This is a genomic window from Caloramator sp. mosi_1, assembly GCF_028622835.1.
Classification (GTDB): Bacteria; Bacillota; Clostridia; order Clostridiales; family Caloramatoraceae; genus Thermobrachium.
The window spans coordinates 1,041,960-1,054,174 of record NZ_CP117677.1 but is presented as its reverse complement, the minus strand read 5'-3'; the positions used below and the strand labels follow the sequence as shown (position 1 = coordinate 1,054,174).

6 protein-coding genes and 4 pseudogenes are annotated in these 12,215 nt (G+C 31.6%); 8 read left to right on the top strand and 2 right to left on the bottom strand.

The annotated features are described in order from the left end of the window. Window positions 1-2 precede the first annotated feature (2 nt). The 4 genes from PL321_RS07510 (at window position 3) to PL321_RS07495 (ending at window position 3,356) form a co-directional block, all read left to right on the top strand. Complete coding sequence (locus PL321_RS07510) at window positions 3-1,523, top strand: alanine/glycine:cation symporter family protein (RefSeq protein ID WP_443110700.1); 1,521 nt, start codon at window positions 3-5, stop codon at window positions 1,521-1,523. Between the two features lie 153 nt (window positions 1,524-1,676). Then, entirely contained in the window at window positions 1,677-1,883 is a 207-nt protein-coding gene (locus PL321_RS07505; protein ID WP_273964073.1) for a hypothetical protein, read from the top strand. Window positions 1,884-1,963: 80 nt separating this feature from the next. After that, window positions 1,964-2,338, top strand: a complete 375-nt coding sequence (locus PL321_RS07500; RefSeq protein WP_273964072.1) for a hypothetical protein — start codon at window positions 1,964-1,966, stop codon at window positions 2,336-2,338. A gap of 610 nt (window positions 2,339-2,948) precedes the next feature. Beyond that, window positions 2,949-3,356, top strand: coding sequence for a hypothetical protein (locus PL321_RS07495; RefSeq protein WP_273964070.1), 408 nt, complete (start codon window positions 2,949-2,951; stop codon window positions 3,354-3,356). 17 nt (window positions 3,357-3,373) lie between these two features. On the opposite strand, the pseudogene PL321_RS07490 reads toward PL321_RS07495, so the two are convergent. Continuing rightward, a pseudogene (locus PL321_RS07490) lies at window positions 3,374-4,620 on the bottom strand (amino acid permease). A 372-nt stretch (window positions 4,621-4,992) separates the two neighbouring features. Between PL321_RS07490 and PL321_RS07485 the strand changes: the two are divergent. Continuing rightward, on the top strand, window positions 4,993-6,108 hold the full coding sequence (locus PL321_RS07485) for a DUF362 domain-containing protein (protein ID WP_273964069.1): 1,116 nt from the start codon (window positions 4,993-4,995) through the stop codon (window positions 6,106-6,108). 17 nt (window positions 6,109-6,125) lie between these two features. Next, window positions 6,126-7,430, top strand: a complete 1,305-nt coding sequence (locus PL321_RS07480) for an alpha-amylase family glycosyl hydrolase (protein WP_273964068.1) — start codon at window positions 6,126-6,128, stop codon at window positions 7,428-7,430. Window positions 7,431-7,901: 471 nt separating this feature from the next. Here PL321_RS07480 and PL321_RS07475 read toward each other — a convergent pair. Continuing rightward, a pseudogene (locus PL321_RS07475) lies at window positions 7,902-9,237 on the bottom strand (IS1380 family transposase). A gap of 232 nt (window positions 9,238-9,469) precedes the next feature. On the opposite strand from PL321_RS07475, the pseudogene PL321_RS07470 reads away from it, so the two are divergent. Both PL321_RS07470 and PL321_RS07465 read left to right on the top strand, forming a co-directional pair. Next, a pseudogene (locus tag PL321_RS07470) lies at window positions 9,470-11,016 on the top strand (AbgT family transporter). Window positions 11,017-11,058: 42 nt separating this feature from the next. Next, window positions 11,059-12,160: pseudogene (locus tag PL321_RS07465) on the top strand (M20/M25/M40 family metallo-hydrolase). The last annotated feature ends 55 nt before the right edge of the window (window positions 12,161-12,215 follow it).

Sequence of the window (12,215 nt, the reverse complement as noted above, 5' to 3'; positions counted from 1 at the left end):
TAATGGAGGTTGTGGATGAATACCTTTTTGATTCCATTAATAAGTTCTTTGAATTTATCGTACCTATTACAGACTTCCTTTGGGATTTTCCAACAAACTTCAAGTGGTATTCAAGTATCCCTGTGCTCGGAAAGTTTACCTTTGCAATACTTCTCCTTATAGGTTCAGGTATATATTTTACAATAAGAACTGGTTTTGTTCAGATTAAGAGGTTTAAAACCGGATTAAAGATATTAACAGAACAAAGAGTTGCAAAAACAGGAATTAGTCCTCTTGCAGCCTTCTTTTTAAGTTCAGCTATGCGTATAGGGCCAGGCAACATTATGGGGGTTACAGGAGCAGTATCAGTAGGAGGTCCAGGGGCTCTATTTTGGATGTGGGTATCAGCCTTCTTTGGTATGTCCCTTGCCTTTTCAGAGGCAGTACTTGCACAGCTCTTTAAAGAAAAGAAGGATAAAGAATATGTTGGAGGACTTCCATTCTACGGTATGAAGATATTTGGAAATAGAAGATGGGTCGGAGTATTTTTATCAGTAATATTTATAATTTATGCTCTGTTTTGCGTTCCAGGACAGACATTCCACCTCTTTACAGCATTAGGCTCAGTTGCAGATTCGTTGACAGGTGTTACTCACGGGCGTCAATCAACAGTTTATTATGTAATAGGAATAATTTTAACAATATCAGTTATAATAATTGTGTTTGGTGGCCTAAAGCGTGTTACAAAGGTTACAGACTATTTAGTTCCAATAATGGCGATTATATATTTCCTAATTGTCATAGTAATAGTTTTAATCAATATAAAACTTATACCATATTTCTTCAAGGAAGTATTTGTAGGTGCTTTCAAACCTGAAGCCATTTTTGGCGGTGTCTTTGGAATTGCCTTATCTCAAGGTGTAAAGAGAGGATTAATGTCAAATGAAGCAGGTCAAGGTACAATTACAATGGCTGCGGCAGTATCTGAAAACAAGCACCCAGCAGAACAGGGATTTGTGCAAATTATAGGTGTTTTTCTTGACACAATGGTTATATGTACATTAACTGGATTTTTAGTTGTAATGGCACATCTTTGGACCGGTGAAGCAGGAGTTGCTTGGGAGGCAGTTAGAAGTTCAAAAATTACAGTTTATATGGAATCTGTAAAATATCTCATACCAGGAACAACTTTAGATATAGCTGTTCAAACCATACTTTCTCTATGTTACGCACTATTTGCATTTACTACCTTAATAGGTCTTATACTTTTTGCTGAAATATCAGGAAACTTTATAACAAAGAGTAATAAGTTTATAAACTTCATTCGTGGGTTAGGAGCCTTCTTCTTTGTTCCTTTTGGAGTATTAACTGTTCTTGCAGGTCTTGAGCTTGGCAACCTATGGTATATATCGGATTTTGTTAATATAATGGTTGTATTTGCAAACGTACCAATACTCCTTGTAGCTTCAAAGATGATAATAAATACGTTGAAGCATTATGAGAAAAATGAGGCAAGAAGGTTTGTTTCAAAGAAATTGGCGTAGAGACAGATATATGGAAATAAATAGAAAAGGTCGCTCAAACTTGAGCGGCCTTTATTGTTTATAGAGTAAATATTTCTTCAATTTGTTGTTTATTTATTTAGTTTTTTATGGTAATATTAACTATTATTTAGTAAATAAGGAGAGTTGATTTAAATGGAACTTATACTGCTTAAATTTTTAAGTAAATTCAAGTTTTTATTTGATTATTTACATATAGATTTTGAAATACTACACAAAATCTTAGAAATTAAATTTAAAAACGATAGACGTTCTAAAGATTCTCTATTTACGAAGGATATGCCAAAAGATTCAAGTAAGAAGTCTCAAATCATAGGATTTATACTTGGAGTTATTTTTTAGGGTTAACACCTTCTATTGCTTTCATATTAGGAAAGATAGAGGCAGTATCCAATTTTTCAATTTCAATAATAATGATATTTATGTTTTTAGGTCTTATGCACGATTTTTCAACAGTTATTTTAAGTACATCAGATAAAAATATACTGGGTTCAATGCCAATAGACATAAAAACGTTATCATCTATTAGAGGTACATATGTAATTATTTATCTAATTTCTGTTATGATTATGATAACGATAATGCCAACTACAATTGGAACCGTAATATTTGGTTATAAATATATTATAGGTATGATGATAGTTTTTCCATTGATAATAATGTTCGCACTTTCTCTTGCTATAATTTTATACTCAGTTATACTAAAATATTTTGATGGTGAAAAATTAAAGGATGTAGTTAACTACTTTCAAATAGTCTTCATAATAGGTAGTGTTCTTTTTATCAATTTGGTGTAGATTTAATAAGTAGTTCAGCTGACAAATTACTAAACTCAAAGATAATATTTATTTTACCATCTACGTGGTACGCATCGATCTTTAATTTGCTTTTAGGTAACTTTCATATACAGTACTTATTTACCTTTATAGTAGGTAGTGTAATTACTTTTGTACTATTTATTATAACTTTTAAATACATATTAGTTGAACTTGAGAAAAATTTATATAAATTTGATATGGGAAATAAAAGCCAATCTGCAATTAAAAGGGAAGGCTAATAGATATACTGATAAAGGACCCAGTTGAAAAGAGCTCATATATATTTGCAAGGGCTATGTTTAAAAGAGATAGATTATTAAAACAGAAGATGGTTTCAGGCTTTACAACTGCAATTATTTTCTTAGCACCATTAGTAAGAGATATATTTACTGGCAAAAAATAGAAACTGTTTCTTGGTTTTGCAGTTTATGGAGGTATTTTATTTTTAACAACATTACCTCAATACATTTTATATACCAGCAGCTATAAAGCAGCATACATATATGAAGTTCTGCCAATAGATGATACCGATCCGATTATAAAAGGAGCAGTTAAAGCTATTTTTATAAACTTCATCTTACCTATATTTTTGGCTCTATTATTAGCACTTTCTTTTATTTTTAAGGACATAGGAATTACAGAGTATATAGTAGTATTATTAAGTTTAACTCTAATGTGTATGATATTTATAAAGGATATGGAGATAAAATTACCATTTACTGTTGATGTAAATTCAGTCCAAAGTCCTGGTAATGGTTTTTTATCGATGATAAAATACATTAATCTTTCAATAATTTTTGGTGTAGCTCACAGCTTTATTTACGGTCATATAAAGAATGCATACTATATTGAACAAGCAAAACTATTTACTTTTATTTACTTTGTTTATATATGCATTTTAATTGCTATTACTATCTATTATTACTATTTTAAAGTCTTTAAATTCAATAGAATAAAGATTTACAGAGGAAAGACATCATCAAATCATAAAATATAACCACTTAGGATTTGCTCCTAAGTGGCTTTTTTATCTGTTTTGTATTTTTGATATACATAAAAAGGAATTCCTATCAACATTAATATAAACCCATACATAACAACCTCTGCACCAGTTCCATAAATTGCATATATAGAATATGCAAAGGCAAGTATTGAAATAAATGAGCTCTTTAAAAAGTTTACAAGATTAAAGTTCTTGTCATTATTCTTAAGAAGCAATATTTCTGCCGCTGCTGTAAAAGAATAAGCTGGCAAGAATGAAAGCGTTGCAAGAAGCAGCATAAAGTTAAAGGCTGAAGTTAAGCTTGACACATAATTCATTATAAGCAGTATGTTTGCCGCAATACCGCTAATAACAAGTGATGCAGAAGGTGTATTATACTTTGGATTAACCTTTGCAAATATCTTTGGGAACATCTTATCCTCAACAGCTGCGAAGGAACTTCTTGCAGTAATTAAAATCCAACCAGAAGTTGCACCTAAAGTTGAAACAACAGCACCTAAAGCAATAAGCGTTCCGCCCCATTTTTGGCCTGTTGCAAAATTTATTATATCAGCAAGTGGTGCATTTGATGCAGCAAGCATATCTTGAGGCATAGCCCCTATTGCAAGAATCGAAATAGCAAGGTATATTGCAACTGTTATAAGAGTACCATATATAGTGCTTAGCTTAATATTTCTTTCTGGATTTTTATCTCTCCTGCTGGTATTGTTGCACTTTCAAGTCCAACAAAGGACCATAAAGTTATGGCAATTGCAGCAGGAAGTGTAGACAATCCAGAAACTTCATTTGTAGAAACAGTATTAAAGTATGATATATTAAAGTGAGTTAGTGCAATAAATGCAAATATAATTAAAGGCAGTATCTTTAGCACAGTTGTTATCATACTTACTATTCCTGCTTCTTTAACTCCCCTATAGTTTATATATGTTAAAGTCCAAAGTATTAATGATGAAGTTAAAAATGCTAAAGGCTTACTTTGGCTAAATATAGGGAAGAAATAAGAAAGATAATTCATAAATGCAGTAATTATTGCTGCATTTCCAACCCAAGAACCTATCCAGTAGGTCCAAGCAATAAGGAAGGCAGGAAATTCTCCAAAGGCCTCTCTTGTATAAACTATAGGTCCACCTGTTTTTGGCATCTTTACTCCAAGGTTTGCAAAACTTAATGCAAGAAGCATTGAACCTAATGCAGTTATAATCCAAGCTATAATTGTTGCCTTAGGATTAGATGCTTCTGCAAGACCTTGTGGTGCCATAAAAATACCTGAACCTATCATATTTCCAACAACTATTGCAGTTGCAGGAAGTAGTCCTAATTCTCTTTTAGTTCCTTTTCCACTAACTTCACCTCTTTATCTAAATTTAGATTTTTAAAAAGACACAAATAAAACTATATTAATAAATCGGTTAAAAGTCAATAAAAAAATTTATAATTATGCAATGAAATAAATAGAAATTATAGAAAAAAGTTTGGCAATATAACATAAAAAGTATAATTATAGATAAAAATATGTAATGAACGTAAAATTTGCCCAATAAATTTTATATAATATTTAGACATATATAAATATATTTGTATATCCAAATATGTTATAATAGTTTAAGAAATATTACTTTAGGAGGAAACTATGAAGAAGTCAAAGGTTTATTTTACAGATTTAAGAACAAAACCTGGTTTCAATATGCTTGATAAGCTTGAAAAGCTTGTTAAGGCGGCAGGCATAGAAAATATAGATTTTAAGGATAAATACGTTGCTATAAAAATACATTTTGGAGAGCCAGGAAACCTTGCATACATAAGACCAAACTATGCAGCAAAAATAGTAAAGTTAATAAAACAACTTGGAGGAAAGCCATTTTTAACAGATGCTAACACATTATACACAGGAAGAAGACACAATGCATTAGACCACTTAGACGCGGCCTATGAAAATGGATTTAATCCATTAACTGTAGGTTGCCAAGTATTAATTGCAGATGGTTTAAAGGGAACAGAGTATAGAGAAGTTGAAGTAAACCTAAAGCATACTAAGGCTGCAAAGATAGGTTCTGCAATAGCAGATGCAGACATAGTAATATCTTTGAATCACTTTAAGGGGCACGAAATGACTGGTTTTGGAGGAGCATTAAAGAATATTGGTATGGGTTCAGGTTCAAGGGGTGGAAAGCTGTTTATGCATTCTTCTTCAAAACCAAGCATAAAGGAGAAAAATTGTGTAGGATGTAGAATGTGTGTAAAGAGCTGTGCACACGACGCGATTTACTTAAATGAAAATAAGGTTGCAGTTATTGATTATGAAAAGTGTGTTGGCTGTGGACAGTGTATAGCAGTTTGCCAATTCAATGCAGCACAGGTTAACTGGGATGAAGCAGCATCTATTGCAAGCGAAAAGATAGCAGAATATACATATGCGGTTATAAAGGATAAGCCACATTTCCACATAAACTTTATTATGGATGTTTCACCTAACTGCGATTGCTGGTCCAATAATGATATGCCTATTGTTCCAAATATAGGTATAGCTGCATCCTTTGATCCAGTTGCACTTGATAAGGCCTGTGTTGATATGGTAAATAGTGCACCAGCAATTAAAGGATGTGCAATTCACGACCACCACGACTGCGACTGCCATATTGAAGATAAATTTACAGCAATTCACGGAAAAACTGATTGGAGAGTATGCTTAGAACACGCACAAAATATAGGAATAGGTAATATGGACTATGAATTAATTAAGATATGATTTTGAGGGGAACTATTATGGCTAAAAATACTGACATCACGTTGAGGAACAAAATTATTTATTCTGTTTATGTAAGAAACCACGGTAAAAATGGTTTATTTAAAGATGTTGAAGAGGATTTAGAAAGAATAAAGTCTTTAGGAACAGATATAATATGGTTTATGCCTATTCATCCAATTGGGGTTAAAAATAAAAAGGGAAGTTTAGGATGTCCCTATGCAATAAAGGATTACAGGGCTGTAAATCCTGAATATGGAACTCTTGAAGATTTTAAAAGACTAATAGATAAAATACATAGTTTAGGTATGAAGTGTATGATAGATGTTGTTTACAATCATACATCTCCAGATTCATACCTTGTAGAAAACCATCCTGAATTTTTCTATCGTAAGAATGATGGAAAAATGGGAAATAAGGTGGGGGATTGGACAGACATAGTGGATTTAGACTACAACAACAAAGAGCTTTGGAATTATCAAATCGAAACATTAAAATATTGGGCAAGTTTAGGTGTAGATGGATTTAGATGCGACGTTGCACCTCTTATTCCTCTTGAATTTTGGCTTAAGGCAAGGGAAGAAGTAGCAAAGGTTAAAAAGGATGTAATATGGCTTGCAGAAAGTGTTCACTTAAGCTTTATATTAGCAATGAGGGAACACGGTTTTGTTGGACTTTCAGACAGTGAAGTATATCAAGCCTTTGATATATGCTATGACTATGATGTAAATGATGCATATGTAGGATATTTTAAAGGAGAAAATACGTTAAAGGAATATATAAACAGGGTAAAACTACAGGAGGCAATATATCCAGATAACTATGTAAAGCTAAGATTTTTAGAAAATCACGACCAGCCAAGAGCAAAGAAACTGATACCAGATGAAACAAAACTTAAGATTTGGACAGCATTCTTATACTTCCAAAAGGGTGCAACATTAATCTATGCAGGACAAGAGGCACAGGATGACAACACTCCAAGCCTATTTGATATAGACAAAGTTAACTGGAGTGGAATGAAGGAAGAATTCGTTGAATATATGAAGACTCTTTCAAATATAAAGAAGAAGGATATAATGGCAAGAGGCTTCTATAAAATTGATTGTGAAGATAAGAGAGATGTAATAGTAGCTTCATATAAAATGGAAGGTGAAAAATTATTAGGAATATTCAACGTTGGACTTCACGAAGGATATGTAAATGTGGATTTAGAAGATGGTGAATACATAAATCTAATAGATAGACAAAAGGTTGAAGTGCAAAATGGACAAATAAAGCTGCAGAATAAAGCAATAATCATAGAGTGCCACCCAGGTGAAATGTGAATACAACCATATAATGGAAATAAAAATTAATACGGTACTTTATTAATAGTGTTACAATGTAAAGAAGGAATAATATAGGTGTATTATAAGGCAAGTGATAGAGATTTTTCTATCACTTGTTTTTATATATATTTCACATTAATTACAATAAATATATGGATTTAAGTGAATCTTTGAATCAATGTAAAATATATACTTAAAAATATATGGTTTCTACACTTTATTAAATAAAATTGTTGTCAAAAATTAGAAACTTGGTATAATGAATTATGTTAATACAAATTTTCAGTATATTGAACTTGAATTCGGCAAGTAAATTTTAAAAAAGTTTCTACTTGCCATTTTTGTTTTCTTTATGAATAAATTTACATTTATTATGATATTTTATACCGTTAGGTCTTTTTTGAGTATACTTAATAAACCCAAATAACATTTGGATTTTTAAGGGAATTTATTGTTTTTATTTTACTATTAAGTATAAACTGTTATCATTTTTCTACTAAAAATATGTATTTGTTTTTGAATATGAGTAATGATTTTTTCTAATAAGCAATTATTTGAAAAACTTAAATATCTATAATATTTGCTGCCGCAAACATTACCACAAACTCTATAAAATATTCTTCTTAATGTACTAATTTCATGATGTTGTACTTCCTTAGGCATGATTGCTTGTTTAAACCAGTTATGAATGTTATATGCTATCATTTTTATTAAAAGGTACAATTCATTGCATTTATGATTTACTAAACTATTTTCGCTAAAGGCATAGCCTTCTTTTATTTCATCTATATTATTTTCAACATCACATCGTTGATTATAATCTTGAAATATTTCTTCAGGTGTTAAATAATTTATATTTGTTACTATTGCTTGATATTTATATTTACATTCTTCGAACATTAACTGATTCATATTTTTTGGAATAATTTTTTCTCTTATAATCACAAATCTTCTTGCTCTTTGCCATTTAGGCAATGGAACTGTAATTTCTGTAACAGATAAAGTAGAACTTATATCGTGCCATATATAATCCTTTGGATTATTATTTATAAAATCTATTATCATTTTAACAGTAGAATACATTTTACATTTAACAACATATTCTATTCCATTATCTTCAAAATATAAAAAGTTTTCTTCATCAAAAAACCTCTATCAAGTCTAACTCTTTTAAGAATATATCTTGAAGGAAGCTGGTTTACACAACTCTTAAAGAAATCTAAAAATTTATAATTACTATGGTGTCTACCATTTTCAAGAGTAATGTTAAGTAATTCATCAGTTCCTGAAATAAACCCAACTTTTTCTTTAAATGATGGTCTTCCATTGTACCTTGGATTATATCCTATTCCTGATTTTTCTTGATTACCAAAGATAGTTATAACAGTATCATCAATATTAATACAAACCTCGCGTACATCTTCAGTTGAAGACTTTAAGTCAAGTATTTTTTATTTATAGTTCTTAATTCTTCTAAAGTTTCTGTTGGTAAAGCTTTTAAGAGATCTCTACATACTTTTTCACTGGGTAATTTATCTACACCTTTAAACTTTTTATATCCTTCATCATTTCTTAATGTTTCAATGTGCATAAATCTTGAGAAACCAAGAATATTTGCATCAATCATGTATTCTATAATTTCTGCAGTATTAAAAGTAGAATTAGCGGCCTTCTTATAGGTTACGCCTTTTTCTAAAATAGTTGGTAATCCTATTATTTGTTTAAAGGATTCCACATAAGAAAAAGTTGCTACAGAAGTAACTTTGGTATCATTAAATTTTGCTTTCATGTTCAAAAATCTAATTTTCTTCTTTAAATTTTTTGATTTTGTTGTAAACTATCCATAGAAATCACCCTTTTGTGTTTTAGTTTTGCAATTATATTTTAACACTTAAAAGGGATGATTTCTTTTAATTTTTGAACAAAAATCCTTTAATTCCAATGTCTTTCGGCATTACTTGCCGAATACAAGTTGAATATTATTATTCAATTGAAGTTTGTATGAACAAAATTATTCAAAAGCAAGGGGGTACTATATGCCAAACCAAAAGAAGAATGGATTTTTTCAAAAATTCCTTGACTGGGTAGAAAAAGTAGGTAATAAACTACCACATCCAGTTACAATTTTCGTTATTTTTAGTTTATTAGTAATCATTATTTCTCATCTTGCAGCAAAGGCTGGAGTGGCAGTAGAGTATCAAATGATTGATCCAAGTACAAAACAAGCAAAGATGGCTAAGGTAGCAGCAGTAAGTTTACTTGATCCAGATGGAATCAGATTTATGTTCTCAAAGGCTGTTTCAAACTTCACAGGTTTTGCACCACTTGGAACAGTTTTAGTTGCAATGCTTGGTGTTGGTGTTGCAGAAGGAACAGGACTTATACAAGCATTACTTAGAAAGATAGTTTTAAGTACACCAAAGAAACTTATAACAGCAGTTGTTGTTTTCTTAGGAGTTATGTCAAATATAGCGTCAGATGCAGGATACGTTGTACTTGTACCACTTGGTGCTATCATTTTCCTAAGCTTTAACAGACATCCACTTGCAGGACTTGCAGCAGCTTTTGCAGGTGTATCTGGTGGATTTAGTGCAAACCTACTTATAGGTACATTAGACCCACTACTTGGGGAATAAGTACCGAAGCAGCAAAATTTATAAATCCGTCATACGTAGTTACTCCAACTGCAAACTACTACTTTATGTTTGTTTCAACATTCCTAATAACTGCACTTGGTACATTCATAACTGATAGAATAATAGAACCAAGATTAGGTGAATATAAAGGTAAGAAGGAAGTAGAAATTACTCATTTAACAGATGAAGAAAAGAAAGGTTTAAGATATGCATTAATTTCATTTATAATCTTCATAGTAGCTATATTGTTATTAGTTGTTCCTGAAAATGGAGTACTTAGGGATCCAGAAACAAAGAAGATATTAGGACATACTCCATTTATGGATGGTATAGTTCCAATTATAGCACTATTCTTCCTAATTCCAGGTGTTGCTTATGGTTTTGGAGCAAAGACAATAAAGAATGATAAGGATATAGCATCAGCTATGTCAAAGGCTATGAGCACAATGGGAGGATATTTAGTTCTTGCCTTTGTTGCTGCACAGTTTGTTTCATATTTCTCCTATTCAAAGCTTGGAACAATACTTGCAGTTAAGGGTGCAAACTTCCTAAAGTCAACTGGAATGACTGGTTTTGGTTTAATAATTGGATTTATATTAATAAGTGCATTTATAAACTTATTTATAGGTTCAGCTTCAGCAAAATGGGCTATTATGGCACCAATATTTATACCAATGTTAATGCAACTTGGTTTCACACCAGAGTTTACACAATGTGCATACAGAATAGGTGACTCATCAACAAATATAATTACACCACTTATGTCATACTTTGCGGTTATAGTTGCGTTTGCTGAAAAGTATGACGAAGACATCGGTCTTGGTACACTTATATCAACAATGTTACCATACTCAATAGTATTCTTATTAGGTTGGACATTGCTATTCTTGGTATGGTATGTATTCAATCTACCATTAGGACCTGGTGTACACATTTTCTTAAGATAATAAAAGGCACCCCTGTGGTGCCTTTATAATTGGAGGGATATTATGATTAATAAAGAAAGGTTAGTTTCAAGTTTTATTGAAATGGTTAAGATTTCAAGTGAAACAAAAAAGAAGGTGAATTTGCAGTAAAACTTAAAGCTATACTTGAGGAACTTGGACTATCTGTTTATGTAGATAATGCTGGAGAGGTTGTGGGTTCAAACACAGGAAATATTATTGCTAAATTAGAAGGTACATTAGATAAAGAACCTATTCTTTTCTGCTGTCATATGGATACAGTAACTCCAGGTGTAAATATAAACCCTGTTATAAAGGGCGACACAATATATAGTGATGGAACTACAGTGCTTGGTGCAGATAATAAAGCGGGTATTGCTTGTATATTAGAGGCAATAAAACACATAAAAGAAGAAAAAATTGAACACGGTCCAATAGAACTTGCCTTTACGATTGCAGAAGAAGGCGGACTGTTTGGAGCTAAGAATTTAGACTATTCAAAGGTAAAGGCAAAGACTGCTTATGTTTTAGATAGTGGTGGAGACCCAGGACAAGTTGTAATAAAGGGACCTGCACAGGACAAGATAGTAGCAAAGATTATAGGAAAACCTGCCCACGCTGGAGTTGCACCAGAGGAAGGAATAAGTGCTATTGTTGTGGCTGCCCACGCTATATCTAATATGAATCTACTAAGAATAGATGAAGAAACAACAGCAAATGTTGGTGTTATAAATGGTGGTCAAGTTACAAATATAGTATGTCCTGAAGTTGAAATTAAGGCAGAGGCAAGAAGTTTAAATATAGAAAAGTTAGATGCACAAACAAAGCATATGGTTAAATGCATAGAAGAGGCCTGTGAAAAGTTTGGAGCTAAGGCACAAATAGACGTTGAGAGAATGTACGGTCCTTTTAATGTAAAAGAAGATGATGAAGTTGTAAATAAAGTTAAAAAGCCTGCGAAACTTTAGGATTAAAGTTCTATACCTCATCAACTGGCGGTGGAAGTGATACAAATGTATTAAATCAATATGGTATAAAGGCAGTAAACTTAGGAATTGGAGAAAGAAAGCCCCACACATTAGAGGAACATATTCATATAAAGGATATGATAGACGTAGCAAAACTTGTTGTGGAACTTATGAAATAGTGCCACCCAGGTGAAATGTGAATGCAACCATATAATGGAAAAACATATAATCATA

What these genes read in the sequence shown, in the direction of transcription:
- PL321_RS07485 (WP_273964069.1), top strand. Translation starts at nt 4,993, where the DNA reads ATGAAGAAGTCAAAGGTTTATTTTACAGATTTAAGAACAAAACCTGGT.
- PL321_RS07500 (WP_273964072.1), top strand. Translation starts at nt 1,964, where the DNA reads ATGTTTTTAGGTCTTATGCACGATTTTTCAACAGTTATTTTAAGTACA.
- PL321_RS07510 (WP_443110700.1), top strand. Translation starts at nt 3, where the DNA reads ATGGAGGTTGTGGATGAATACCTTTTTGATTCCATTAATAAGTTCTTT.
- PL321_RS07505 (WP_273964073.1), top strand. Translation starts at nt 1,677, where the DNA reads ATGGAACTTATACTGCTTAAATTTTTAAGTAAATTCAAGTTTTTATTT.
- PL321_RS07480 (WP_273964068.1), top strand. Translation starts at nt 6,126, where the DNA reads ATGGCTAAAAATACTGACATCACGTTGAGGAACAAAATTATTTATTCT.